General features: G+C 69.5%; 24 protein-coding genes. 13 read left to right on the top strand and 11 right to left on the bottom strand.

The window, feature by feature from the left end:
- Window positions 1-55: 55 nt before the first annotated feature.
- A complete protein-coding gene (locus ACFWP0_RS15015) occupies window positions 56-430 on the top strand; it encodes a tautomerase family protein (protein ID WP_377843312.1) in 375 nt (124 codons plus the stop codon).
- A 410-nt stretch (window positions 431-840) separates the two neighbouring features.
- Here the strand turns inward: ACFWP0_RS15015 and ACFWP0_RS15010 are convergent, their stop codons facing one another.
- From ACFWP0_RS15010 to ACFWP0_RS15000, 3 genes are all read right to left on the bottom strand, one after another.
- Entirely contained in the window at window positions 841-1,806 is a 966-nt protein-coding gene (locus ACFWP0_RS15010) for a Bug family tripartite tricarboxylate transporter substrate binding protein (protein WP_377843310.1), read from the bottom strand.
- 89 nt (window positions 1,807-1,895) lie between these two features.
- Window positions 1,896-2,372, bottom strand: a complete 477-nt coding sequence (locus tag ACFWP0_RS15005; RefSeq protein ID WP_377843309.1) for a MaoC family dehydratase — start codon at window positions 2,370-2,372, stop codon at window positions 1,896-1,898.
- Window positions 2,369-3,616 carry a CaiB/BaiF CoA transferase family protein gene (locus ACFWP0_RS15000; RefSeq protein ID WP_377843307.1) on the bottom strand — a complete coding sequence of 416 codons (1,248 nt, stop codon included), beginning with the start codon at window positions 3,614-3,616 and terminating at the stop codon, window positions 2,369-2,371. The genes ACFWP0_RS15005 and ACFWP0_RS15000 overlap by 4 nt, the downstream gene beginning before the upstream one ends.
- A gap of 70 nt (window positions 3,617-3,686) precedes the next feature.
- Here ACFWP0_RS15000 and ACFWP0_RS14995 point away from each other — a divergent pair, with 70 nt between their 5' ends.
- On the top strand, window positions 3,687-4,586 hold the full coding sequence (locus tag ACFWP0_RS14995; RefSeq protein WP_377843306.1) for a LysR family transcriptional regulator: 900 nt from the start codon (window positions 3,687-3,689) through the stop codon (window positions 4,584-4,586).
- A 6-nt stretch (window positions 4,587-4,592) separates the two neighbouring features.
- Here the strand turns inward: ACFWP0_RS14995 and ACFWP0_RS14990 are convergent, their stop codons facing one another.
- Entirely contained in the window at window positions 4,593-5,588 is a 996-nt protein-coding gene (locus ACFWP0_RS14990; protein WP_377843305.1) for a tripartite tricarboxylate transporter substrate binding protein, read from the bottom strand.
- 62 nt (window positions 5,589-5,650) lie between these two features.
- On the bottom strand, window positions 5,651-6,820 hold the full coding sequence (locus ACFWP0_RS14985) for a CaiB/BaiF CoA transferase family protein (protein ID WP_377843303.1): 1,170 nt from the start codon (window positions 6,818-6,820) through the stop codon (window positions 5,651-5,653).
- 192 nt (window positions 6,821-7,012) lie between these two features.
- On the opposite strand from ACFWP0_RS14985, the gene ACFWP0_RS14980 reads away from it, so the two are divergent.
- The 7 genes from ACFWP0_RS14980 (at window position 7,013) to ACFWP0_RS14950 (ending at window position 14,058) form a co-directional block, all read left to right on the top strand.
- Window positions 7,013-8,065, top strand: coding sequence for an AraC family transcriptional regulator (locus ACFWP0_RS14980; RefSeq protein ID WP_377843301.1), 1,053 nt, complete (start codon window positions 7,013-7,015; stop codon window positions 8,063-8,065).
- A gap of 134 nt (window positions 8,066-8,199) precedes the next feature.
- Entirely contained in the window at window positions 8,200-9,384 is a 1,185-nt protein-coding gene (locus tag ACFWP0_RS14975) for a lipid-transfer protein (protein WP_377843300.1), read from the top strand.
- Between the two features lie 10 nt (window positions 9,385-9,394).
- The gene (locus tag ACFWP0_RS14970; RefSeq protein WP_377843298.1) at window positions 9,395-9,841 is read left to right on the top strand and encodes a MaoC family dehydratase N-terminal domain-containing protein; all 447 of its coding nucleotides are present in this window, start codon (window positions 9,395-9,397) and stop codon (window positions 9,839-9,841) included.
- A 12-nt stretch (window positions 9,842-9,853) separates the two neighbouring features.
- Window positions 9,854-10,273: a MaoC/PaaZ C-terminal domain-containing protein gene (locus ACFWP0_RS14965; protein WP_377843296.1), complete on the top strand. Its 420-nt coding sequence runs from the start codon at window positions 9,854-9,856 to the stop codon at window positions 10,271-10,273.
- A gap of 21 nt (window positions 10,274-10,294) precedes the next feature.
- The gene (locus ACFWP0_RS14960) at window positions 10,295-11,119 is read left to right on the top strand and encodes an SDR family NAD(P)-dependent oxidoreductase (RefSeq protein WP_377843295.1); all 825 of its coding nucleotides are present in this window, start codon (window positions 10,295-10,297) and stop codon (window positions 11,117-11,119) included.
- Window positions 11,120-11,136: 17 nt separating this feature from the next.
- Window positions 11,137-12,291: an acyl-CoA dehydrogenase family protein gene (locus tag ACFWP0_RS14955; RefSeq protein WP_377843293.1), complete on the top strand. Its 1,155-nt coding sequence runs from the start codon at window positions 11,137-11,139 to the stop codon at window positions 12,289-12,291.
- Between the two features lie 42 nt (window positions 12,292-12,333).
- Entirely contained in the window at window positions 12,334-14,058 is a 1,725-nt protein-coding gene (locus ACFWP0_RS14950) for a long-chain fatty acid--CoA ligase (protein WP_377843291.1), read from the top strand.
- Here the strand turns inward: ACFWP0_RS14950 and ACFWP0_RS14945 are convergent.
- The gene (locus ACFWP0_RS14945) at window positions 14,055-15,188 is read right to left on the bottom strand and encodes a metallophosphoesterase (RefSeq protein WP_377843290.1); all 1,134 of its coding nucleotides are present in this window, start codon (window positions 15,186-15,188) and stop codon (window positions 14,055-14,057) included. The genes ACFWP0_RS14950 and ACFWP0_RS14945 overlap by 4 nt on opposite strands.
- 223 nt (window positions 15,189-15,411) lie before the next feature.
- On the opposite strand from ACFWP0_RS14945, the gene ACFWP0_RS14940 reads away from it, so the two are divergent.
- Window positions 15,412-15,933 (top strand): GNAT family N-acetyltransferase, encoded by a 522-nt coding sequence (locus ACFWP0_RS14940; protein ID WP_377843288.1) that lies wholly within the window; start codon window positions 15,412-15,414, stop codon window positions 15,931-15,933.
- Between the two features lie 9 nt (window positions 15,934-15,942).
- Here the strand turns inward: ACFWP0_RS14940 and ACFWP0_RS14935 are convergent, their stop codons facing one another.
- Window positions 15,943-16,914, bottom strand: a complete 972-nt coding sequence (locus ACFWP0_RS14935; RefSeq protein WP_377843286.1) for a LysR family transcriptional regulator — start codon at window positions 16,912-16,914, stop codon at window positions 15,943-15,945.
- Between the two features lie 4 nt (window positions 16,915-16,918).
- Window positions 16,919-17,938 carry a histone deacetylase family protein gene (locus tag ACFWP0_RS14930; protein WP_377843285.1) on the bottom strand — a complete coding sequence of 340 codons (1,020 nt, stop codon included), beginning with the start codon at window positions 17,936-17,938 and terminating at the stop codon, window positions 16,919-16,921.
- Window positions 17,939-18,206: 268 nt separating this feature from the next.
- Between ACFWP0_RS14930 and ACFWP0_RS14925 the strand changes: the two genes are divergently transcribed.
- From ACFWP0_RS14925 to ACFWP0_RS14915, 3 genes are all read left to right on the top strand, one after another.
- The gene (locus tag ACFWP0_RS14925) at window positions 18,207-18,722 is read left to right on the top strand and encodes a sigma-70 family RNA polymerase sigma factor (protein ID WP_377843283.1); all 516 of its coding nucleotides are present in this window, start codon (window positions 18,207-18,209) and stop codon (window positions 18,720-18,722) included.
- Window positions 18,719-19,672 carry a FecR domain-containing protein gene (locus ACFWP0_RS14920; RefSeq protein WP_377843282.1) on the top strand — a complete coding sequence of 318 codons (954 nt, stop codon included), beginning with the start codon at window positions 18,719-18,721 and terminating at the stop codon, window positions 19,670-19,672. Before ACFWP0_RS14925 ends, ACFWP0_RS14920 begins: the two co-directional genes overlap by 4 nt.
- A gap of 243 nt (window positions 19,673-19,915) precedes the next feature.
- On the top strand, window positions 19,916-22,399 hold the full coding sequence (locus ACFWP0_RS14915; protein ID WP_377843279.1) for a TonB-dependent siderophore receptor: 2,484 nt from the start codon (window positions 19,916-19,918) through the stop codon (window positions 22,397-22,399).
- A 51-nt stretch (window positions 22,400-22,450) separates the two neighbouring features.
- On the opposite strand, the gene ACFWP0_RS14910 is transcribed toward ACFWP0_RS14915, so the two are convergent.
- From ACFWP0_RS14910 to ACFWP0_RS14900, 3 genes are read right to left on the bottom strand one after another with little or no spacing between them, the layout of a single operon-like run.
- Window positions 22,451-23,476, bottom strand: a complete 1,026-nt coding sequence (locus ACFWP0_RS14910; RefSeq protein ID WP_377843276.1) for a Bug family tripartite tricarboxylate transporter substrate binding protein — start codon at window positions 23,474-23,476, stop codon at window positions 22,451-22,453.
- Window positions 23,425-24,489, bottom strand: coding sequence for an NADPH:quinone oxidoreductase family protein (locus ACFWP0_RS14905; RefSeq protein ID WP_377843273.1), 1,065 nt, complete (start codon window positions 24,487-24,489; stop codon window positions 23,425-23,427). Before ACFWP0_RS14905 ends, ACFWP0_RS14910 begins: the two co-directional genes overlap by 52 nt.
- On the bottom strand, window positions 24,489-25,685 hold the full coding sequence (locus ACFWP0_RS14900; protein WP_377843270.1) for a CaiB/BaiF CoA transferase family protein: 1,197 nt from the start codon (window positions 25,683-25,685) through the stop codon (window positions 24,489-24,491). Before ACFWP0_RS14900 ends, ACFWP0_RS14905 begins: the two co-directional genes overlap by 1 nt.
- Window positions 25,686-25,724: the final 39 nt, after the last annotated feature.

The following is a 25,724-nucleotide window of genomic DNA, read 5'->3' as shown; positions in this document are numbered from 1 at the left end:
TGGCTGGCCGGTCAGTTCGGCCGGTTTCTCCTGTTTCGGAAAATCGGAAGCCGTCATGCCCATTTTGAATGTCCAGATCCTGCAGGGCCACTCGGCCGCGCAGAAGGCCGCCCTGTTGAAGGCGGCGTCCAGTGCGGTCGTCGAGAGCATCGCCGCGCCGCCGCCCAGCGTGCGTATCGTGCTGCAGGAAGTGCCCGCGGAAAACGTGATCGTGGCCGGCGAAATCGGCAAGCGCATGGCACGCGTGGACGTAGCCCTGATCGAAGGCCGCGACGAGGCCAAGAAGGCCGCGCTGATCGCGGCGCTGAACCAGGCGGTATGCGCCAGCATCGATATCTCGGGCGAAGACGTGCGCGTGCTGATCCGCGACGTGCCCAAGACCGACATGGGCGTGGCCAACGGCCTGAGCGCCAAGGCCGCCGGGCGCTGATCCAAGCCAGCCAGGCGCCCGCGGCCGGCGGGCTTTGCCTGTTGGCGGCATAGGGGTGAATAGGTGTCTGACACCCTTGAAGCGCTGGTTCAGATTGAAGCGCGTCTCCCGCGGGTGTCAGACACCGGGGCCGAATAAGGTATCTGAATGAGGTGTCTGACACCTTTGAGCGGGCGCTGATCCAAGCCAGCCAGGCGCCTGCGGCCGGCGGGTTTGGCTGTTGGCGGCATTAGGGGTGAACGAGGTGTCTGACACCCTTGAAACGCTGGTTCAGATTGAAGCGCGTCTCCCGCGGGTGTCAGACACCGGGGCCGAATAAGGTATCTGAATGAGGTGTCTGACACCCTTGAGACGCTGGTTCAGATTGAAGCGCATCTCCTGCGGGTGTCAGACACCGGAGCCGCCCCTTCCTAGTCCAGCTTCACATTGGCCGCTTTCACCACTTCCCCCCAGCGCTGTATCTCGCTCTTGATATAGGCGGCGTACTCCTGCGGCGTCGATCCCAGCGCCTGGGCGCCCTGCGCCTTGAGCTGCTTCTGCATTTCCGGCGATTGCAGCGCGCGCAGGATTTCGGCGTTCAGCTTTTCAATCACGGGGGCCGGCGTTCCGGCCGGCGCCACCACGCCTTGCCATGCGCCCATCCCGAACCCGGGAGCCACAGTTTCCGCCACCGTCGGCACATCGGGAAGCTGGTCGCTGCGCGCGGAGCTGGTGACCGCCAGCGCCCGCAACTTGCCTTCGCGAATGAAGCCCAGCGAGTCGTTCAGCGTGTTGGTCATCACCTGCACCTGTCCGCCGACCAGGTCCGTCATGGCGGGCGCGCTGCCGCGATAGGGCACGTGCACCGCGTCGATATCAAGGGAACGCAGGAGCAGCAGCGCGCCCAGGTGCGTGACGTTGCCGGCGCCCGCCGAGCCGTACGACAGCTTGCCGGGATGCTGGCGCGCGTACTCGACGAAAGCCTGGGCGTTTTTCGCCGGCACCGACGGATGGACGAGCAGCACCAGCGGGATGACGGCCGTGGTCGACACGGGCGCGAAGTCCTTGACCGGATCGAACGCCAGCGACCGATAGAGGTTCGGGCTGAGCGCGATGGAAGAGGTGTTGTACAGCACGGTGTAGCCGTCGGGCTTGGCCGCCGCCGCGTACTGCATGCCGATGTTGCCGTTGGCCCCGCCCTTGTTTTCCACGACCACGGTCTGGCCCATCTGATCGGTCAGCTGCTTGGCCAGCACGCGCGCCACCAGGTCCGTGGGCCCGCCGGGCGGGAAGGGCACCACCATTGTGATAGGGCGTTCGGGCCAGGCGGCCTGGGCGCCGGCGGCGCCTCCCAACGCCAGGACGGCCAGGCTGGCCGCAAGCAGTGCTTTCTTCATGGTTTGTCTCCTTGTGCTTTTTAGGTAACGCGGATCGCGTTGCGGCCGCAGCGCCCTCTGCGCGGGGCGCTTTGCAGCCTGGACAGGGCCTATTCAGGCCTGCCGGCCAGCATGCGCGTGGCGGTATAGGTCATCACCGGCTTGCCGTGCTGGTTGCGGACTTCGATGGCGGACGTGACGACCGCCCGGTTGTGTTGCGAGGTCGGGCGTACGCCCGTCACTTCGATCTCGGCCCAGATGGTGTCTCCCGCCACCACCGGCGCCAGCATCTTCTTGTGGACTTCCAGCAGCGCCAGGCCCGTGCCCTGCACCATGCCCTGCATGATCAGCCCTTCGATCAGGCCATAGGTGAGCCCCCCGGGGGCGGGGCGGCCCTGGATGGCGCCGTGCGCATAGGTGGCGTCGATGAAGATCGTCTCCAGCATGCCCGTGACGCTGATGAAATTCACGATGTCGGTCTCGGTCACCGTGCGGCGAAACGTGTGGAAGCGCTGGCCCACGGCCAGGTCCTGCCAGTAATAGCCCTGGCCGAGCTGCGCGATGGCGGCGTTGCGGTCTGCGGTCATGCGGGGTCCTTGCTCTCTTGGGGGGGTGGGGCGGATGCGCTGCGGGCGGCGCCGGTTTCCATCAGGGCGGCGATCCGGGCGTCGTCCAGGCCGGCCTGGCGCAGCACCTCCAGCGTGTGTTCGCCCAGGCGCGGCGGCATCGTGGCCGGCACCTGCGAATGCTGCAGGCGCACGGGGTTGCGGGGAAAGCGGTAGCGGCTGCCGCCGGCGCTTTCCAGCGGCACGAAGAAGTCCACGCTTTGCAGATGCGGGTCGGCTTCCAGGTCCTGCAGGCGGTTGATGGGCGCGGCGGGAATCTCCAGCCGCTCGCACAGCGACAGCCAGTAGGCGGTGTCGCGCCGGGCGACGATCCCCGCCAGCAATTCGTAGAGCGTTTCGATGTGCCGCGTGCGGGCCGAGATGTCGGCAAAGCGCGCGTCTTCCGCCAGATCGGGGCGATCCGCCGCGATGAAGAAGTCGCGCCAGTGGGCGTCGGTGTAGGGCATCAGGCAGACGTGGCCATTGGCTGTCTGGCAGGGCCTGCGCCACGGCGTAAGCACGCGCGGATAGCCGGCCTCGCCCGGTTCGTCGGCCAGGTGCCGGCCGTAGTAGTGTTCCACCAGCGCGTAGGACGCCATGCTCTCGAACATGGGCACTTCCAGCTGCTGCCCCAGGCCGGTGCGCGAACGCTGGAACAGCGCGGCCAGGATGGCGTGCGCGGCGATCAGGCCGCAGGTCTTGTCCGCCGCCACCGTGGGCAGGTAGCGCGGCGTGCCGGTCTGGCGGTCGACCAGGTCGGCAACGCCCGACAGGCCCTGGATGATGTCGTCATAGGCGGGCCGGCCATCATAGGCGCCGCCCTCGCCGAAGCCGTACAGGCCGGCATACACCAGCCGCGGGTTGCGCGCGCACAGCGTGGCGGGATCCAGCCCCAGCGCGGCCATCTTGGCCGGGCGCATGCTGTGCATCAGCACGTCGGCCTGATCGACCATCGTCAGCAGCGCCTGCCGCGCCGCAGCCTGCTTCAGGTCCAGCACGACGCTGCGCTTGTTGCGGTTCAGGCCCAGGAAGATGGCGGCCAGGCCCGGCTCCTGCGACGGTCCGGTGCGCCGCGTGGAGTCGCCGCCGGGGGCTTCGACCTTGATCACGTCCGCGCCGTAGTCGGCGAGTATCTGCGACGCATAGGGGCCGAACACCACGGACGTCAGGTCCAGGATGCGCACGCCGCCCAGCGCGCTGGCGGGGAAGGGGGAAGAGGATGTCATGCGGGAATCCTATCGGTGCGCTTCATACGCGTCTAATATGGCTTCGGTATTGCTTGATATGGAATCTGTTATGGCTATCGATTTACGGCAACTTCGGCAGTTCGTGACCATTGCCGAATTGGGGAGTTACCGCCGCGCCGCCGAGACGCTGCACATCGCGCAACCCGCGCTGTCGGTGTCGATCCAGAAGCTGGAGCACGCCGTGGGCGTGCCGCTGCTGGTGCGCGGCGCCAAGGGCGTGACCCCCACGCCCGCCGGCGAGGCGCTGATGACCGACGCCCGCCGCGCGCTGTTTCATTCCGAGCAGGCCCGCCAGGCCGCGCGCCGCGTGGCGCTGGGAGAATGGGGGACGTTGCGGCTGGGCTTCGTCGGGTCCGCCACGTACATGCTGCTGCCGCGCTGCCTGCCGGCGTTCCGCGCGCAATACCCGGGCGTGCAACTGGACCTGCGCGAGGACAGCACGGTCGGGCTGGTGGCGATGCTGCGCGCCAATGAAATCGACGCGGGCCTGGTGCGGGGGCCCTTGGCGGAAGACGCGGCGCTGGATTCCTGGGTGGTCGAGCGCGACGACCTGATCCTGGCGGTGCCCGCGGGCCATCCGCTGGCCGGCGCCGGGCCGGTCGCCCTGGAGCGCGTGCGGTCCGAGAACTTCGTGCTGTATTCGCCCGCCAAGGTGCCGGGCCTGAACGGGGTGACGCTGGCGCTGTGCCACAAGGCCGGCTTTTCCCCGCGCATCAGCCAGGAGGCGATACAGGTGCAGACACTGGTCAGCCTGGTGGCCAGCGGCATGGGGCTGGCGCTGGTGCCGGGCGTGACGCGCGCCTATTCCACGCCGCACGTGGCGTTCGTGCCCTTGACCGATGCGCACGCCAGCGGCGCGCTGTCCTTGTCGCTGGTGACGCATCGCGACACCTCCTGCGCATCGGTGCTGCGGCTGCGCGACAGCATGCTGGCGCCCGCGGCCTTGTAAGACACGCTACTGCATTTTCAGCCCCAGTTCGGCCACGAACTTCTTTTCTTCCGCCACCTGCCGGATCGCGAAGTCGGTATAGGCCGCGCTGTCCATCAGCATATGAGGCTGGTCCGCGTTTTCCAGCGCGCGGTTGTAGTCCGGGTCGCGGGCGGCGCGGTGAAACGCCTTTTGCAGCACGCTCACCACCTTCGGGTCCATGTCCTTGGGGCCCGCGATGCCGACGGGGTTGGACGCGATGATGGGATAGCCCAATTCGGTCAGCGTGGGCACATCGGGGACGCGCTTGGCGCGGGCGTCGCCCATGACCGCCAGCAGGCGGGCCTTGCCCGTGTCTATCATCGGCCCCCAGCCCGCGTCCGACACCATCTGAATGTGGCCGCCGAGCAGGGCGGTGGTTTCTTCGGCCGCGCCCTTGTAGGGGATGAAGTTGAATTTCGCGCCCGTCAGGCGCGACAGGCGCTCGATCGCGATGCGCCCGGATCCGCCGGCGCCGGTGCCGCCATAGCTGATCTTCTCGGGGTTGGCGCGCGCATGCGCGATCAGTTCGTCCAGCGTCTTCCACGGCGCATCCTCGCGCACCACGATGCCGTAGGAATAGGCGGTCATGCAGGCGACGTAGGTGAAGTCCCTGAGCGGGTCGTAGTTCACCTGCTGCAGGAACGGGTAGCGGAACAGGGTGCCCACGACGATCGACACCGTGTAGCCGTCCGGGGCGGCGGTCTGCGCCATGGCGGCCGGGCCGAGCGTGCCGCCCGCCCCGGGGCGGTTGGCGACGATGACCGTCTGTCCCAGTTCCCGCGAGGCCGCGATGGCCAGCGCGCGCATCTGGGTATCGGTGGCGCCGCCGGCCGGAAAGGGCACGATCAGCGTCACGGGGCGGTTGGGAAAGCCGGCGGCGCGCGCGGGACGCGGCAGCGCCAGCGCGGCCGGCAGGGCCAACCCCAGCTTGAGCAGGCTGCGGCGTCCGGGCGAGGCCTGGCTGCGAGGATGATCGGTCATGTTGTCTCCGTCCTAGTCGTTATGGTCGCTACGGGCCGCAGGGCTGCGCCCACCGCCTGTTGCTACAGCGCAATGCCGCGCCCGTTCAGGCTGGCGACGTCGGACTCGGTGTAGCCGGCCTCGCGCAGGATCTGTTCGGTGTGTTCGCCGGGCAGCGGCGCCTGGCGATGAATGGCGAAATCGAACCCGGACATCTTCACGGGGCTGGCCACGTGGGCGGTGGGGCCGTAGACCGCATGGTCGGCGCGCCGCGGCATGCCGCGCGCGATGAACTGCGGATGCGCCAGGCTCTGGGCCAGCTTCAGCACGGGCGATACGCAGCAGTCGGCGCCGTCGAAGACGGCCAGCCAGTGCGCCAGCGGGCGCGCTCCGATCGCGCGCTGCAATTCGCGGCGCAGATGCGCCTGCGCGGCCGCGTCGTCGCTGCGGTGCAGCGGCAGGAGGTCGGCGCGGCCGAGCCGCTGGCACAGCGCGGCCCAGAATTTCGGTTCCAGCGCGGCCACGGCCAGATAGCCCCCGTCTTGCGTGCGGTACTGGCCATAGCAGGCAAGGCCGCCCGACAGGGTGTCCGCGCCCGCCGGCCGGGTATCGCCCCGGGCGTTCAGCGTGGCCAAGGAGACGACGGCGCCGGCCAGCAGGCCGTCGGCGATGGCGATGTCCACATAGCGCCCGCGTCCGCTGCGCTGGGCGTCGTACAGCGCGGCCAGGATGCCCATCACCGCCGTCAGAGAGCCGCCCAGGATGTCGGCCATCGGCAGGTTGGACAGCGCCGGCTGGTCCGGCCCGCAACCCGTCTGGTCCGCCACGCCCGCATAGCCGGCGTAGTTCAGGTCGTGGCCGGCGGCGTCGCGTTGGGGGCCATCTTGTCCATAGCCCGTGATGCTGCAGTACACCAGCTTCGGATTGTGCCGCGACAGGGTCCGATAGTCCGCCTTCAGCCGGGCCGCCACGCCCGGCCGGAAGCTCTCGATGACCACGTGCGCGTCGCGCGCCAGCACGGCCAGCACCGCCTGGCCGTCGGGGTGCTTCAGGTCCAGCCGCAGGCCGCGCTTGTTGCGGTTGCACACGGCGCGCAAAGGCGGTGGCGCGTAGTCCCCCGTGCGCGGGTCTTCGATCTTGACGACGTCCGCGCCCAGGTCGGCCAGATACTGCGCGCCCAGCGGGCCGGGCAGCAGCCGCGACAGGTCCAGGATCCTGACTCCGGCGAGCGGGGCGGTGTTCGGCGTATCCAAAGAGGGACTCCGGCAAATACGAAGAGGCGGGCCTGCAAGGGGTCCGGGCCAGTCTAGGCGCGGCTCTGCGGCGAACCAATGGCGAAATCGATGATTCCGCTTGGCGGGAATGCTCACGCCGGGCATTCCGCGGGGCAGGCGCTTTGGCTACCATCGGCCAGACCGCTGTCCGTCCCGACGTTGGACTCCTCCATGACCCATCACACCATCGCCGTGGGGCATATCGCCCAGCTCCTGCAAGGCGCGCGAAGCCGGGGCGTGGACGTGGATCGCGTCCTGACGCGCGCCGATGTGCCGCCGCTTTTGCTGCAGGCGCCGATGGCGCGGGTGTCGCAGGCGCAGTTCGCGCAGATCCTGCGGATGTTGCGGCGCGCCACCCGGGACGACTTCCTGGGCTTGGGACGCCACCCCGTGCCGCTGGGCGCATTCGGCCACGCCTGCCGGCTGGCGTTGCAGGAGGCCACGGTGGGCGAGGCGCTGCGCGTCGCGTCCCGCTATTACCACGGCGTGCTGCGCGATTTCACCGCGCGGCTGCGCGTCGCCGGCGACACCGCGCGCATCGTGCTGGACGCCCGCGGCGCCAGGCACGGCACGCAATGGTATGGCGAACGCACCTTTCTCTTCTTCACGCTGGGCGTGGCCAACTGGCTGGCGGCGCGGCGCATTCCGATCACGGGCGTGGACTACAGCGGCGGCGCGCGCAGCGCGGACGCGCAAAGAGTCTTTTACGCGCCCGTTCGCTACGGGCAGCCGGCGACCGGGCTGTGGCTGGATGCGCGCTGGCTGGCGCTGCCCGTGGTGCAGGATGCGCAGACCCTGAAACTGTTCCTGGCCAACGCGCCCTTCGACCTGCTGGTGAAGTACCAGGACCGCGCCACGCTGACCGACCGCATCCGCCGCCTGTTGCGCAACGACTTGTCCGCCGAATTGCCGTCGCTCGCGCAGGTCAGCGCGCAACTGGCCATGACCCCGCAAACCCTCAGGCGGCATTTGCGCGACGAGGGCCAGGGGTTCCAGGTGTTGAAGGACGATCTGCGGCGCGATGCGGCCGTCGAATACCTGGGCCGGCACGAGCTGTCGCTGGTGGATATCGCCGAGCGCCTGGGCTTTTCCGAATGCAGCACGTTTCACCGCGCATTCAAGAAATGGACCGGCGTATCGCCGGGCGAGTATCGCCGCAACCGCCTCGTGTGCGGGCCTGCCGGCGAGCACCAGGCCCCTGACACTTTCCGCCAATCGGTTTGACGCCTGCGGCCATTGCCGCGTCGGGCGCCAGGCGGGAAGCTACGGCCAAGGCGAAGGCTGGGCGCAAGGCGCCGCGCTGGACAGGACCCTGGACCGCGGCGTCCGCGAGCCGATTCCGATCAGGAGAAACAGGCATGAATCGAAAAGTATGGGTGGCGGGCGTGGGCATGATCCCGTTCAGCAAGCCGGGCGCAAGCGAATCCTATCCCGTGATGGGCGGGCGCGCGGTGCGCGAAGCGCTCAAGGACGCCGGCGTGCCGTACGACGCCGTGCAGCAGGCCTACGCCGGCTACGTCTATGGCGATTCCACGTCGGGCCAGGCCGTGGTGTACGGGGTGGGGCTGACGGGCATTCCCGTCTTCAACGTGAACAACAATTGCGCGAGCGGATCGTCGGCCCTGTTCCTGGCGCGCCAGGCGGTGGAGAGCGGGGCGGTGGAATGCGCGCTGGCCGTGGGCTTCGAACAGATGGCGCCGGGCGCGCTGAAAGGCGTGTATGAAGACCGCCCGTCGCCCCTGGCGGGATTCGTGGCGTCCATGAGCGGCCTCCAGGGCTATGACGCGGACAAGCCGCGCGCCGCGCAGTTCTTTGGCGGGGCGGGGCGCGACTACATGAAGGAACACGGCATCCGGCCCGACACCTTTGCGCGCATCTCGGTGAAGGCGCGCCAGCACGCGGCGCGCAACCCTTACGCGGTGTTCCGCCAGCCCGTCACGCTGGACGAGGTGCTGGCCGCGCCCATGATCTTCGATCCCCTGACCCGGCTGCAGTGCTGCCCGCCGACCTGCGGCGCGGCGGCGGCCATCCTGTGCTCGGAAGACTTTGCGCGGCGCCATGGCCTGCCGCCCGGCGTGAGCATCGCCGCGCAGGCCATGACGACGGACACGCCGTCGACCTTCAGCGCGGGCGACATGCGCAAGGTGGTGGGCTATGACATGACGCGGGCGGCGGCCGACCAGGCCTATGAGGCGGCGGGCGTGGATCCGGCCGACATCGACGTGGTGGAGCTGCACGACTGCTTCACCGCCAACGAATTGATCACCTACGAAGGCCTGCGCCTCACGCCGGAGGGCGCCGCCGAGAAATTCATCATGGACGGCGAGAACACCTACGGCGGACGGGTCGTGACCAACCCGTCCGGCGGCCTGCTGTCCAAAGGGCACCCCTTGGGCGCCACCGGGCTGGCGCAATGCGCCGAGCTGGTCTGGCAGTTGCGCGGGCAGGCCGAGCTGCGCCAGGTGGAGGGCGCGCGGATGGCGCTGCAGCACAACCTGGGGCTGGGCGGCGCGTGCGTGGTGACGCTGTACCAGGCCGCCTGAGGAGACCGCCATGCTGGACACCCGCCATATCGGCGCCGCCTTGCCCGTGTTCTCCGCCACGGTGGAAGCGGGCCGGCTGCGCTTCTTTGCCAAGGCGACCGGGCAGGACGATCCGGTCTACACCGACGAAGCCGCCGCGCGCGCGGCGGGCCATCCCGCGCTGCCCGTGCCGCCCACATTTTTTTTCTGCCTGGAAATGGACAGCCCGCGGCCGGGCGCGATGCGGGAGCTGCTGGGCATCGACATCGGCCGCGTGCTGCACGGCGAGCAGGCCTTTGTGTACCACGCCATGGCGCATGCCGGCGACGTCCTGCGCTTTGCGCCGCGCATCGCCGACATCTACGCCAAGAAGGGCGGCGCGCTGGAGTTCGTCGTCCGGGAGACCCGGGTGACGGACGCGGCCGGACAACTGGTGGCCGAACTGCGGGCGACGACCGTCGTGCGCAACACACCTTAGGAAGGGGGCGCGATGGACGCAAGAATGAACCGCGACGCCAGGCCCGGCGACGCGCTGCCCGGCTTCACGGCGGGGCCCGTCACCCGGCATGCGCTGGCGCTGTACTGCGGCGCGTCGGGCGACCACAACCCGATCCACGTGGACCTGGACTTTGCGCGTTCGGCGGGCATGGACGACGTGTTCGCGCACGGCATGCTGTCGGCGGCCTACCTGGCGCGCCTGCTGACGAACTGGGCGCCGCAATCGGCGCTGCGCGAACTCGCGGTGCGCTTCGTGGCCATCACGCACGTGGGCGACGAGGTGCGCTGCACGGGACAAGTCGTCGAGCGCTGCGACGCGCACGGCGAGACCCGGCTGCGGGTGCGGCTGGATGCGCGCAGCCAGGGCGGGGAACTCAGGTTGAGCGGCGTGGCCGTGTTGGCCGTCGCATGAAGACAGACCAGGAGAGAGTCGATGGGAACGCTTGAAGGCAAGGTCGCGCTGGTATCCGGCTCGGGGCGCGGGATCGGGCAGGAGATCGCGCTGAAGCTGGCGCGCGAGGGCGCGAAGGTGGTGGTCAATGACCTGGACCCGGGGCCGGCCGAAGAAACGGTGGCGTTGATCCGCAAGGCGGGCGGGCAGGCCCGGGCCTGCGCCGGCAGCGTGACCGAGGCCGGCTTTGCCGAGCGTTTCGTCGGCACGGCGGTGGAGGCGTTCGGGGGCCTGGACATCATCGTAAACAATGCCGGCTACACCTGGGACAACGTGATCCAGAAGATGACCGACGAACAATGGGACGCGATTCTGGCCGTGCATTTGTCCGCGCCTTTTCGCATATTGCGCGCCGCCTCCGGCTTCATCCGCGAGGCGGCCAAGGCGGAAGCCGCGCAGGGCCTTGAGGTGTTCCGAAAGGTGGTCAACATCTCTTCGACCTCCGGCGTGATGGGCAACGCGGGCCAGGCCAACTACGCCGCCGCCAAGGCCGGCGTCAACGGACTGACCCGCGCGCTGGCCAAGGAATGGGGGCGCTACAAGGTCAACGTGAACAGCGTTGCCTTCGGGCTGATCAAGACCCGCCTGACCGAAGCCGCCGCGGACGGCGACGCCACGCTGGACATCGAAGGCCGGCGGATCAAGGTGGGCGTGAATCCGCAGGTGCTCAAGAACGCCGAAAGCCTGATCCCCATCGGGCGCGCCGGCACGTCGGCTGAAGCGGCGGGCGCGGTCTACCTGTTCTGCCTGCCCGAATCCAACTATGTCAGCGGCCAAGTCCTGGTCGTGGGCGGCGGCCGCCCTTGAGCGGCCGGGAGAACGCGATGGATACGCCCCGGCAAGGCTGGATGGACGCCGACCTGACGTTGTTCCAGGATTCGACGCGGCGCCTGTTCGAAAACGAATTCGCGCCCGACGAGGAAAGGTGGCGCAAGCAGCAGCACGCCGACCGCGAGATCTGGCGCAAGGCGGGCCGGATGGGACTGCTTTGCGTCAGCATGCCCGAAGCCTACGGGGGCGGCGGCGGCAGCTTCGCCCACGAGGCCATCGTGGCGTCGGAGCAGGCGCGCGCGATGGTCCATGGCTTTAGCAACAATGTGCACAGCGCCATCCTGGCGCACTACATCCTGAATTACGGCACCGAGGCGCAGAAGCAGCGCTGGCTGCCCGGGATGGCGACCGGCGAGCTGGTCGGCGCCATCGCGATGAGCGAGCCCGGAGCGGGTTCCGACCTGAAAAGCGTGCGCACCACGGCGGTCAAGGAGAAGGGCGAATACGTGGTCAGCGGCTCGAAGACCTTCATCACCAACGGCCTGCACGCGGACCTGGTCTGCGTGGTGGCCAAGACGGATCCGCAGGCGGGGTCCCGGGGCGTGTCGCTGATCATGGTCGAAACGCAGGGCCTGCCGGGCTTCCGGCGCGGGCGCCTGCTGGAGAAGCTGGGCCAGAAAAGCCTGGACACGGCCGAACTGTTCTTCGACGGGGTGCGGGTGCCGGAGGGCAACCTGCTGGGCGAGGCCGAAGGGCGGGGCTTTGCGCAGCTGATGCAGCAGCTGCCCCGCGAACGCCTGCTGATCGCGGTCAGCGCGGTGGCCACCATGCGGCGCGCCATCGACGAAACCGTCGCCTACGCCACGACGCGGCAGGTCTTCGGACAGGCGCTGATCGACATGCAGAACACGCGGTTCAAGCTGGCGGAGTGCGAGACCGTCGCCACGGTCGCGGCGCGCTTTGTCGACGACTGCATCGCGCGGCAGCTGGACGGAACCCTGGACCTGTCCACCGCCGCCATGGCCAAGTGGTGGACCACGCAGATGAACTGCCAGGTGATCGACGAGTGCCTGCAGCTGCATGGCGGCTACGGGTACATGCTGGAATACCCCATCGCCAGGATGTACGCGGATGCGCGGGTGGGCAAGATCTACGGCGGTTCCAATGAAATCATGAAAGAGATCATCGCGCGCGGCATGGCCGCCTGACGCGGCGCGCCACGGCGCGGGAACGGGTGACAGGAGACAGGCATGCAGCAAGCGCATTACCGGTACTGGCCCAAGGGCCTGCCCAAGGACATCAGCCAGCCCCAGTCCAGCCTCTGCTTCAACCTGGAGGCGTCCGCCGCCCGCTATCCGGGCAAGCCGGCCATCGTGTTCTACGACGCCATGCTGGACTATGCGCGCGTCAAGCGCGAGGCCGACGCCATGGCGGGATACCTGCAGCATTGCGCGGGCGTCAAGGCCGGCGACCGCGTGCTGCTGCTGAGCCAGAATTGCCCGCAGTTCATCATCGCGTATTACGCCATCCTGCGGGCCGATGCGGTGGTGGTGCCGGTCAACGCGATGAGCACGCCGGACGAACTGGCGCATTACCTGGACGACAGCGGGGCCAAGGTGGCGTTTGCGGCGCAGGAGCTGTGCGCGCGTCTCTCCGGCTTTGTCGAGGACGGCCGGCTGGCGCGCGTGATCGTCCACACGTACTCGGACTACCTGGGCGCAAGCCGCGAAGAGCCGGCGCCGCCGGAATGGATCGCCGCGCCCCGGCGCGCGCCGGACGTGCCCGGCGGCGTGCCCTGGTATGGCGCGCTGGCGGTCAACGCCGCGCCCTTGCCGCACCGGGCGGGCGCCCGGGACCTGTGCCTGCTGCCGTACACCTCGGGCACCACCGGCCGGCCCAAAGGCTGCCGGCACACGCACGGCACGCTGGGCGCGTCGCTGGTCGGCTCGCAGCTATGGCGCGGCCTGACTTCCGAGGCCGTCATCATGGGCGTGGCGCCCATGTTCCACCTGCTGGGCATGCAGAACTGCATGAACCTGCCGATCCTGCTGGGCGCGACGGTGGTGCTGCTGCCGCGCTGGGACCGCCAGGTCGCCGCGCGGCTGATGGCGCGGCATCGGGTCAGCGTGTGGGCGGCTCCGCCCGCGATGGTCGTGGACTTCTTCGCGCAGCCCGGCATCGAGGACCACGACTTGTCCAGCCTGGCGCTGCTGTGCGGCGGCGGGGCGCCCATGCCGCAGGCCGTGGCCGCGATGCTGGCCGACCGCTACGGCATCATCTTCAACGAGGGTTATGGCCTGACCGAAACGGCGTCGTTCCTGCACTGCAACCCCATGGACCGCAACAAGCGCCAATGCATCGGCGTGCCCACTTTCGGCGTGGACACGCGCATCGTGGACCCTGTCAGCCTGGCCGAACTGCCGGCGGGCGAAGTCGGCGAGCTGGCGACGCGGGGCGCGCAGGTCATGCTGGGATACTGGAACAATCCGCAGGCCGACGCCGATGCGTTCTTCATGCTGGAGGGGCAGCGCTACTTCCGCACGGGCGACCTGGGGCGGGTGGACGAAGACGGATACTTCTTCGTCACCGACCGGCTCAAGCGCATGATCAACGCGTCCGGCTACAAAGTCTGGCCCGCGGAGGTGGAGAATGCGCTGTACGAGCATCCGGCCGTGCATGAGGCATGTGTGATCGGCGTGCCGGACGACTGCCGCGGAGAAACCGTGAAGGCCCTGCTGGTGCTGCGCCCGGAGGCGCGCGCCAGCGCCAGCGAAGACGAAGTGATTGCCTGGGCTCGCGTGCGCATGGCGGCGTACAAGGCGCCCCGCATCGTGGAGTTCGTGGAGGCCCTGCCCAAATCCAGCACCGGCAAGATCCTGTGGCGGCAGTTGCAGGAGGCGGAACGGGCCACGGTTCCAGCCGCAGGCCGGCCGGGGTCCGCCCCAGGCCGCGTGCGCGATCCGGTTCGCCCCTAGGCCGGCGGACGCGCGCGCAGCACGATCCGCGTGATCTCGGAAGGCCGGCCCAGCCGGATGGGAAAGCCGTTCCACAGGCCCGCCCCGTTGCTCACGTAGAGCTGCATGCCGCCGACTTGGTACATGCCCGACACGTAGCCTTCGTTGGCCCATTGGGTGAGCAGGTGCGGCCCCAGGATCTGGCCGCCGTGCGTGTGGCCGGACAGTTGCAGGGCGGCGCCGGCTTGCGCGTGCCGCGCCGCGCCGACCGGGCGATGGCTCAGCAGGATCACCGGAGCCGAAGGCGGCACGCCCGCCATGGCCGCGGCGATGTCCGGCAGGGGCTGCCCGACGCGGGACGCCGCGCTGTCGGTGATGCCGGCCAGCACCAGGCGCTGGCCGTCGCGTTCGATGGCCACGTGCTCGTTGAGCAGCATGCGCAGGCCCAACTGCTCGAACGCCTTCAGCCAGCCGAGGTATTCGGCGTAGTACTCGTGATTGCCGGGAATGGCGATCACGCCCTGCGGGGCGCGCAGGTTGCGCAGGGGCAGCACGTCGGCGGCGCGCGCCTCGGGCGTTCCATCCACCAGGTCGCCGGTGATCAGCGTCAGGTCGGGCTCCAGGGCATTGGCGCGCGCGACGATGGCCTCCATCCAGTCCGCCTGCAGCAGGCGGCTGGCGTGCAGGTCGGTCAGGTGAACGATGCGAAAGCCGTCGAAGGCGGGCGGCAGGCCGGGCAGGGCGATCTCGATCGTCTTGACGTCCGGCACGCGGACCGCCTGCCAGAGGCCCACGGCGGACAGCGCGAGCGCGGCGGCGGCAAAGCCGGCGCGCAGCCGGGGGCAGGACAGCAGCGCCCGGCCGCGCGCGCGAGAGAAGACCGACAGCAGCAGGCCTGCAACGTCCTTGGCGAGCAGGAACAAGGCCAGCAGGATGAGCGCGCCGAACGCCCAGCCCAGCGCCATGAGGACGGCGGCGGGCACTTCGGGCGAAGCCATGGTGCCGAAGAAGTTGCGGGTGACGAGGTGATGCTCGGCGGCCAGCAGCACCAGGGCCGCCAGCAATAGCCTTGCCGTCCGGGGCCAGGCCAGCGGCCAGACGAAGCGCCAGATGACATAGAGGCCGATGAGGCCTGTGATGACATGAAACACGTAGGTAATCCTGAGGGTCTTTGTGGTTCGGGACGGATCGGCGGGGAGCCCGCCGCAGCCTGGACTTTATCCCGCGAGGGAGGGGGTGATTAGACACTGGATTGCGCATAGGCTTTGCAACGTGGCTCATGAATGGCGCGGGCGCGGCGGTCCGGCGGCGGGCGCGCTGCTCATCGCCTCGCGCGGCGTAGAATCCGAAGCGCCAGGATTCCCGGAACCCTCAATGGAAATGCCCGTTCGCCCCGCCCGCCTTGAAGATGCCGCCATGCTGCCCGCGCTCGAAGCGTCCGCGGGCAATCTGTTCCGGACCGTGCCCGGCCTGGAATGGATCGCCGACGACGAGGTGCTGCCGGAAGCCGCGCATCGGCGGCTCATCGCGCAGGGGACCGTCTGGGTTGCGCAGGCGGCCGGCGGGCCGCTGCGGGGCTTTCTCAGCGCGGAAGTATTCGGCGATGAGCTGCACATCTGGGAGCTTGCCGTCGACGCGGGATCCCAGCAAATGGGCATCGGTAAAAAGCTCGTGCAAAAGGCCTGCGCGCACGCGCTGGGCAGCGGCTTGTCCGCCGTGACCTTGACGACGTTTCGCGATGTTCCGTGGAACGCGCCCTGGTACGCCAGGCTGGGGTTCCGGCAGGAGCCGGCATGGCCGGGTTCCCGGCTTGCGGGCGTGCTGGAGGCCGAGGCGCGTCACGGGTTGCCTGCGGAGCGGCGCGTGGCGTTGCGGCTGCCGGTGGCGCGCATGTAGCCCGCGCGCTCAGCCCGCGCGCGAGTCCAGCGGCGTGCGGCAGAGGAATCGCTCGAACGCGTCCAGGTAGGCGGCTTCCGCCGCCGTCAGCTTGCGCTGCTTGTGCCAGGCCAGGAAGACGTCGATGTCGGCCACGGTGTCGGCGGGCGGCAGGCGCCGCAGTTCGCCATTGGCCACGTCGTGGCGTATCAGGTGCTCGGGCAGGAAGCTCAGGCCGATGCCCGCCACCACCATGCGGCGGATCTCCTCGATGTTGGGGGACGTGCCGACGATCCGCCCGGTGAACCCCTGCTGGTCGCGGAAGATGGTCAGCGGCGACAGCGTGTCGCCGATCTGGTCGCTGGTGAAGCACACGAAATTCTGGTCCATCAGGTCTTCGATGCCGACGCGTTGCCGCGCGAACAGCGGATGATGGCGGCCGCAGACCACGGCGTAACGGTGGCGCAGGAACAGGCGGCGCTCTAGCGCGTCGACGGGCTTGCGGCACAGGCATATGCCCAGCGCGGGAACGCGCTTGCCCAGGGCATCCAGGATGGCGGCGCTGGGCAGGACCTCGATGTGGAATTCGATCCTGGGATGGAGGCGATGGAACTGCGCCAGGAAATCGTCGTAGGCGGGGCTTTGGACCTTGCTCATCACCAGCAGCCGCAGCGTGCCCGCGACATCGGCCTGGTCCCGGGTGGCGGCATGCTCGATGCGGGCCATCGTGCCGTACATGTCGCGGGCGATGGCGTAGATCTCGTCGCCCAGGCCGGTGAGGCGGAATTCGCCATTGCGCCGGTGCAGCAGCGTGCCGCCCACGGCATCCTCCAGGCGCTTGAGCGCCTGGCTGACGGCGGGCTGGCTCAGGTGCAGCGCCTGCGCCGCCCGGCCCACGCCGCGCTCCTGCACCACGAACATGAAGGTGCGCAGCAGGTTCCAGTCCATGCGTTCGGGGGCCAGGGGCAGGGAGGCGGGGCTGCGCGAGGACGGCTGGGGCATGGGTTCAGGCGCCTGCGAGTCCGCCGAAGAAGCGCGTCGCGTTGGATTCCAGGCCCTCGATGTAGTAGCCGCCTTCCTGCACGATCAGGGTCGGCAGCCGCAAGCCGCCGACCTCGCGGCCCAGGCGCTCGAAGCCGTCCTCGGACACGCTGACCATGGCCTGCGGGTCTTTTTCGAAGATGTCGAAGCCCAGCGACAGCACGATGGCGTCGGGCTGGAACAGGTCGATCGCGCGGCGGGCCTGGGCCAGCCGGTCGAAGAACACCGATTCGGGCGAGCCGTGCGGCATGGGCAGGTTGATGTTGTAGCCATAGCCTTCGCCGGCCCCGCGCTCGTCCTCGAAGCCCGCCACCACGGGATAGAAGTTCTCGGGGTCGCCGTGGATCGACACGTACAGCACGTCGCTGCGGGCGTAGAAGATTTCCTGGATGCCCTGCCCGTGATGCATGTCGGTATCCAGGATGGCCACGCGCGAAAACTTCGATCTCAGGCGCTCCGCGGCAATCGCGGCGTTGTTCAGGTAGCAGAAGCCGCCCGCGGCGTCGCGCCGCGCATGGTGGCCAGGCGGGCGGCAGATGGCGTAGGCATGGCGGTCGCCGGCCAGCAGCGCCTCGGCCCCCGCAATGGCGCATTGGGCCGACCAGTAGGCGGAATGCCAGGTCTTGGGGCCGACCGGGCAGCTGCCGTCGGCCAGGTAGCGCCCCGCCTTCGCCAGCACGCCGCGCAGCGCGTTGGGCTCGCGCACGAACACATTGGAGACGACTTCGTCGCCCCAGTCCCCCGGCAGCTTTTTCCAGTCCTCGTGCGCGCTTTGCAGGAAGCGCAGGTAGTCCAGCGAGTGCACGGCCGACAGCGCGCCGGCGCCATGGTCGGCCGGCGTTTCTACATCGAAGCCCAGCTTGCGGGCCGCTTGCACCAGGCCGTCCAGGCGCGAGGGCACTTCCTGCGGCGTGCGCATCTTGCCACGCGAGAAGTACGTCTGCGGATGGTGGAGCTTTTGATCGTCGTGGAAGTATGCCTTCATGCCTGTGACCCCTGGGTTGACGTTGCTCGTTGCGCCGGCCGCGGTTGCCCGGCATTTTCACGGCTCGCCCGGGAAGCGGGGCGATATGAACCGACAGTTATACGCGGGCCTGCGGCATAAAAAAAATTATGAATTCTTATTCGGCGCATTACCAGGACTTATGAGCAACAAGCCGGGCGGAGGCCCCGCGCGAGGCCGGCGTTGTCATGGGGCGGGTTAACCGTGATAATTGCGACTGCTTCCTATTCAGCTAATTGCGCCAACCTTCATGCCGATCACCGAACAGACCCCCGCCGTCGCCGTGCAGCGTCTCTATGACGCGCATCACGGCTGGCTGTTCGGATGGCTGCGCCGCCGCCTGGGCAACAGCGCGGACGCGGCGGACCTGGCGCAGGACACGTTCGTGGGGCTGCTTGCCGCCTACCGGCGGCGCGCCATGCCCGACCTGCGCGAACCCCGGGCCTACCTGACGACGATCGCCAAGCGCCTGATGGTGGACCTGTACCGGCGCCATGCCTTGGAGCAGGCGTACCTGGATGTGCTGGCCGCCCTGCCGGCGCGCCACGCGCCGTCGGAGGAGCAGCGCCTGGCGATACTGCAGACCTTGCGCGAAGTGGACGCGCTGCTGGCGGCGCTGCCCGACAAGGTCCGGGTCGCGTTCCTGCTGTCGCAGCTGGACGGGCTGACCTACGAGCAGATCGGCGCCGAGATGGGCGTCAGCGTGCGCACCGTCAAGCGCTACATGGCCGAGGCCTTCACGCACTGCATCCTGGCCGCGCCATGAACGCCGCGCCGGGCTCCATCGACCCCGCAATCGCCGGCGAGGCCGCCGACTGGCTGGTGCGGCTGCATTCGGGCCGCTTTTCAGAAGCCGACCGCCAGGCCTGCGAGCGCTGGCGCCAGCGCAGCGCCGAGCACGACCGCGCCTGGACGCGGGCCCAGTCGGTACTGGCCAAGCTGGGCGGCCTGCCGTCGGGGCTGGGCCGCGCCACGATGGATGCGACGGTGTCGCGGCGAGCCGGCCTGCGCGTATTGGCCGGCCTGATCGCGGCGGCGCCGGCCGGCTGGCTGGCCTGGCAGGCGGCGCCCCGGCAATGGACCGCCGACTACGCCACGCGCAGCGGCGAGCGCCGGCGGATCGCGTTGCCGGACGGCAGCGTACTGGTGCTAAACACCGCCAGCGCCGTGGACCTGGATTACACGGGCGCGCAGCGCCTGCTGCGGCTCAAGGAAGGAGAGATACTGCTGCGCACGGCCCCTGCCGAGCCGCCGGATCCCAGGCCCCTGCTGGTGCGCACCGCCGAAGGCAGCGTGCGGGCGCTGGGCACGTATTTCACCGTGAGGCAGATGGAGGCGCGCAGCCGCGTCGCGGTCATCGAAGGCCGGGTGCAGCTTCTGCCGCGGGCCGCGCCCGCGGGCGTGGTCCTCGCGGCCGGGCAATGCGCCGACTTTTCCGCCGTGGCGGCGGATGCCCCCGCCGCCAGCCCGCATCCGCCGCAAGCCTGGCTTGACGGGGTGCTGTACGCGGACAACATGCGGCTCGCGGACTTCCTGCAAGAGCTTTCCCGCTACCGCCCCGGCCTGCTGCGCTGCGATCCGGAGGTGGCAGACCTGCGCATCTCCGGCGGCTTCCAGGTGGACGACACCGACGCGGTGCTGCTGGCCGTGTCGCGCAGCCTGCCGGTGCGGGTAGCGTATCGCACGCGCTATTGGGTCAGCGTCGTGCCGTCTTGAAGTGGCGACGGAGATTTTTTGTCGCTGGGCCGCCCCAAGACAAAAAGCCCCCTTGGGGGGCAGCAAGCGCGCGAAGCGTGCGCGGCGTGGGGGCATTTTTGTCGCTGGGCCGCCCCAAGACAAAAAAAGCCCCCTTGGGGGGCAGCAAGCGCGCGAAGCGTGCGCGGCATTTTCTTGGCCCCTTTTTTTTTCTCATCCGACAAGTCCATAGAGCACCTTCGCTTGCACCTTGTCGGGATCAGCATGTCTTTACTTGAACACCTAGCGGCCGGGCCGCTGCGCCGGACCGCCGCGGGCGCGCTATGCGCCGCGCTGGCCGCGGCCGCGCCGCTTGCCCAGGCCCAATCCGCCGCCGCCACGCCGCCGGCCGCCGCCGCGCCGACGCGGTTCGACATCCCCGCCGGCCCGTTGGGACCGGCGCTCACCGCCTTCGCGGGGGCGGCGCGCATCAATCTGTCGTTCGATCCGGCCTTGGCCGAGGGCATGCGTACGGCGGGCCTGCAGGGCGCGTGGCCGGTCGAGGAGGGGCTGGCGCGGCTGCTGGCGGGCACGCCGCTGGCGGCGCGGCGCGACGGCGCCACGGTGTATACGCTGCGCGTGCTTCCCGCGGGCCCCACGGTGCTGCTGCCGGCGCTGAGGGTCGAGGGCACGGGCGAATCCGCCTACGGTCCGGTCGCCGGCATCGTGGCGCTGCGCAGCGCCACCGGCACCAAGACCGACACGCCGATCCTGGAAATTCCCCAGGCGGTCAACGTGGTTACGCGCGACGAGATCGCCGCGCGCGGCGCCCGCAGCATCGTCGAGGCGCTGGCCTACACGCCGGGCGTCTACGCCCCGGGCGGCAGCACCGACCTGCGCTACGACAACATCTATCTGCGGGGCGGCTTTGGCGCACGCAACAACCTGGACGGCGCCCGGCTGCCGTTCGGCGCGTACAGCTTTGGCATGCTGCAGATCGAGCCGTACGGACTGGAGCGGGTCGAGGTGCTCAAGGGGCCGTCGTCCGTGCTGTATGGCCAGAACAACCCGGGCGGCCTGATCAACATGGTGAGCAAGCTGCCCACCGCTACGCCGCAGCGCGAGATCGAATTGCAGACGGGCAGCTATGGCCGCGCGCAGGCCGCGCTGGACCTGAGCGGCCCCGTGGACGAGGCCGGCCAATGGAGCTACCGCCTGGTCGCGCTGCAGCGCGACGCGGCCCAGTCTTCGCGCTACACCGAGGACGATCGCACTTTCGTCGCGCCGGCGCTGACATGGCGGCCTTCGGCGGCCACCTCGCTGAGCCTGCTGGGCTTCTACCAGAAGGACCACCAGGTGCCGCTGTACGGCAACCTGCCCGCGGCGGGCACGCTCTATTCCAATCCCAACGGCCGCATCCCGCGCGACCGCTTTCCGGGCGAGCCGGGCTGGGACACCTACGACCGCGAGCAGTACTCGGCCGGCTACCTGTTCTCGCACGCGTTCAACGACACCTGGACGGTCAAGCAGCAGCTGCGCTACAGCCACATGCGGGGCGAGGCGCGCACCGCCGCGGGCTACATGCTCAACCCCGTCGACATGCGGACATGGTCGCGCACCATGACGAGAGGGCAGGGCACGGGCGCGACGCTGAACGTCGACACCCAGGCGATCGCGCGATTCGGCACCGGCCCGGTCGGACACGAACTCCTGGCCGGCTTCGATTACCTGGACATGCGCGACACCTACAAGTTCGCCAATGTCATTGCCGGCGTGCCGGCGCTGGACCTGTTCGACCCCGTCTATGGCAAGCCGCGCCCCGGCCTGCGGGACCTCATTCCGCGCATCGACGCCCGCCAGCGCACCGAGCAGTCCGGCGTGTATCTCCAGGACCAGATCTCGTACGGCGGCTGGCTGCTGACGCTGGGCGGCCGCTACGACAGGGCAAGCAGCACCACCCGCAACCAGCTGACGTCGGGCAAGGCGACGCAGGAAGATTCCGCCTTCACGGGCAGGGCGGGACTGACCTATCTGATGGACAGCGGGCTGGCGCCCTATGTGGCGTACTCCACGTCGTTCTCGCCCACGGGCGGCACCGATTTCGAGTCCAACCCGTTCCAGCCGTCCGAGGGCCGGCAGATCGAGGCGGGGGTGAAGTACCAGCCGCCCGGCAGCGACAGCATGGTGACGCTGTCCGCCTACCAGCTGACGCAGGACAACGTGCTCACCAGCGACACCACGCCGGGGCGGCCGCCGGGTTTCCAGACCCAGACCGGCCAGACGCGCGCGCGCGGCATCGAGCTGGAAGGCAAGGCCGGCCTGGCGCGGGGCTGGGACCTGATCGCCTCGTACTCGTACGTCGACGCCGTGGTGACGCGAAGCGCCAACACCGACATCGTCAACGGCGTGCCGGAGTCGCGCGAAGGAAAGAAGCAGTACTACGCGCCGGCGCACCAGGCGGCGGCCTGGCTGGGCTACAAGGTGCAGCAGGGGCCGCTGCAGGGCCTGGGCCTGGGCGCCGGCGTGCGCTACATCGGCGCCGACTGGGGAGACCCCGCCAACACGCTGCGGATTCCGGCGGTCACGCTGGTCGACGCCGCCTTGTCCTATGACTTCGGCCAGATGCAGCCGGCGATGCGGGGGTTGACGCTGGCGCTGAACGCCAGCAATCTGTTTGACCGCACCTATGTGGGCACCTGCGTGACGTCCACCGCCTGCACCTATGGCGCGGGGCGGCTGGTGCTGGCCACGCTGAAGTATTCGTGGTGACGGTCCGCGGCCGCGCCGTCGCGGCGCGGCCCGGAACACGCATGGTTCCCACTACTGCGGCGTGATTTGCGCCGCCTTGACGATGTCCCGCCACTTTTCGCCCTCGGAGACATTGAAGCGGGCGAAGGCCGCCGGGTCCGATCCCACCGGCTTGGCCCCCAGCCCCGCGTACTGCGTCACCACGTTGGGCTGCTTGAGCGCCCGCGCGGCGTGGTCGGCCAGCTTGGCGACTATCCCGGGCGGCGTGCCCTTGGGCGCCCATAGTCCGTACCAGGTGCTGATGTCGAAACCGGGGAAGCCGGACTCCGCCATGGTCGGCACGTCGGGCAGCTCGTCGACCCGGCGCGCCGTCGTCACCGCCACCGCCCGCAGCTTTCCGGACTTGATGAACGGCATCGCCGAAGGCATGGAGTCGAACATCAGCTGGATCTGTCCGCCCACCAGATCCGTCAGTGCCGGCGCGCTGCCCTTGTAGGGCACGTGCTGCATGGGCAGCCCGGAGCGCACCTTGAACGACTCGCCCGCGAGCTGCTGCGCCGACGCCGATCCCGCCGAGCCGAAGTTCAGGGGCTGCGTCTTGCCCAGCGCCACCAGGTCCTGGACGGTGCGGACCTTGGAGGCCTGCGGCACCACCAGCACCAGCGGCACGTCCGCCAATTGGGTGATGGGCGCGAAGTCCTTGAAGGCGTCATAGCGCATCGACGCATAGATGTACGGATTGATGACGTGCAAGGACGCATTGGCCAGGAAGGTATAGCCGTCCGGCGCGGCGCGCGCCACGAGATCGGCGCCGATCATCCCGCTGGCGCCGGGCTTGTTGTCCACGATGATGTTCTGGCCGATGGTCTTGGACATTTCCGCGGCCACCAGGCGCGCCACGATGTCCGTGGGCCCGCCCGGGGGATAGGGCACGACCATGGTGATGGGCTTGTCGGGAAACGCGGCGTCGGCCGCCAGCGCTGCCGGCGAGCCGCAGGCAAGGCCCGCGGCCAGCGCGGCGGCGGCGAGAGTGGGGAGGCGCCGCGCTAGGCGGGGGCTGCGCGGCCCGGGGGCGCGTCGGGCGAGGGTGGGGTGCATGGGTTTGTCTCCGTCGTTATTTTGATCGCCACCTTGCCGACGACTTGTCGGCTTTCCAGGGCGGCGAGTGCTGCGGCAAGACCGGTGATCGGATAGACCGCCGTTACAGCTGGCCGGATCCGCTTGCTGCGGGCCCAGTCAAACAAAGTGGACATCGTGCGCTGCATGGCGGGTGCGTGGACGATGCGTTCGTCGGCGGGCGTCCAGCCTATGTAGCGGCCAAAGAAAAACCCATGCAGGGCAATGTTTTTCACAAGCAGCAGGTTCAGCGGCACATCGGGGACGCGGCCGCTGGCGAAGCCCACCGACACCATGCGCGCATTGGCCGCCGCCGCGCGCACGCTGCGCTCGAACGCCGCGCCGCCCACCGCATCGAGCACGATGTCGGCGCCGCGCCCGTCCGTCGCGGCCTTGACGGTGCGCGCCAGGTTTTCGTCGGCGGCAAACGCATGCGCGGCGCCCGCGGCCAGGGCGGCCTGGCGCTTGGCGTCCGTGCTGGCGCAGGCCAGCACGACGGCGCCCAGCGACGAGGCGATTTCCACGGCGGCCAGGCCGACGCCCGATCCCGCGCCCAGCACCAGCACCGCATCGCCGGGCTGCATGGCGGCGCGCCACAGCAAGGCGCAGTAGGCCGTCCCGTACGAGATCGGGATGGGCAGGGCGCTCAAGAGCGGCAGCGCATCCGGCACGGGATAGACGGTATGCTCGGGCAGGGTCAGGCGTTCCGCGTAGCAGCCCCAGCGCGCGAGCGCCACCACCCTGTCGCCCGGCTTCAGGCGCGAGACTTGCGCGCCGCACGCCAGGACGCGGCCGGCGGCTTCCGTGCCGGGCGCGAAGGGCAGCGGCGGCCGGCTTTGATAGCGGCCTTCGATCAGCAGCTTCGTCGCGTGGCTGACGCTTGCGTGCTCGACGGCGATGGTGACTTCGTGGGGGCCGGGGGCGGGCGCGTCGGCCATGTCCCCGGGCAAGACGTCTTCAATCGGGCCATGGCGATGGCAGATGAGTGCGCGCATCAGCGTTTCTCCTGGCGCAGGACGCCCGCGTCCAGCAGGGATTGGATGTCGGCGGCCGGCACGCCCCATTCCGTCAGCACGGCAACCGTGTGCTCGCCGACCGCGGGCGCGGCCTGCAAGGGCCTCTGCGCCGCCGTGGCGGGCACGCGCGCGAACGGCAGGGGCTTGCCGCCGCGCTGGGCCAGGGGCTCCAGCAAACCGGCATGGACCGCTTGCGGATGCGCGGCCAGGTCGTCGTAGTTCCGGACCTGCGCGTGCAGCACGTCTTCGCGCGCAAGGCGCTCCACCCAATGCCCGGTGGCCCGCGCCGCCAGTTGCGCGGACAGCTCGCGATGCAGGCGCTCGCGCTGCGCCATGCGCCCCGCGTTGCTGGCAAGCGCCGGGTCCGCCAGCCAGTCGGGCCGCTCCAGCGCGCGGCAAAGCCGGGCAAACTGGTCGTTGTTCAGCGCCAGGACGGACAAGCGTCCGTCCGCGGTATCGAACACGCCGTTGGGCGCGCTGACCGCGCCCGCCACGCGTTCGCCCGCCATGCCGAACGCCAGGATATCGTTGACCTGCAAGGCGGCGCAGGCCTGGAACAGGCTCAGCTGCACATGCTGGCCGAGGCCGCTGCGCGCGTGCCGGTACAGCGCGGCGCTGGCGGCCTGAACGGCATACAGCGCGGTGGCGATGTCGGCCATCAGCAGGCCGATCCGGCGGGGCTCGCCATCGGGCGTCTGGTTTGCGTACATCAGGCCGCTGTCGGCCTGCATCACCGAGTCCGAGGCGGGCGCATTCGAGCTGGGGCCGTCGGGTCCGTAGCCGCTGATCGACACGTACACGAGGCCGGGGCAGCGTTCGGCCAGGCTGTCGTAGCCCACGCCCATGCGTTCGGCCACGCCCGGGCGGAAATTCTGGATCACGACGTCGGCCCGTTGCGCCAGATCCGCCAGCAAGGCCCGGCCCCGCGGCTGGCGCGCATCCACGCAGACGCCGCGCTTGCCCACGTTGTAGGCGATCGACAGCGCGCTCTGGTCGTCGCGCACCACGCCGACATGGCGGCCCCAGTCGCCATCCGGCGGCTCCACCTTCACCACGTCGGCGCCCTGCTGCCAGAGAATCTGGGCGCAATAGGGGCCCGCGATCCCCTGGCTCAGGTCCAGCACGCGCAGGCCTGAATAGGGGCCGCAAGCAGGGTCGAATGGCGTGGTCGGCATGGGATGCGATAAGAGAAGGACAATGCGGTCGATGCTAGA

The sequence above is a fragment of the Achromobacter sp. NPDC058515 genome (assembly GCF_042721735.1).
In the GTDB taxonomy this organism is placed as follows: Bacteria; Pseudomonadota; Gammaproteobacteria; order Burkholderiales; family Burkholderiaceae_B; genus Achromobacter.
Note: the sequence above shows the minus strand (reverse complement) of the source record. Positions and strands in the feature narration are given on the sequence as shown.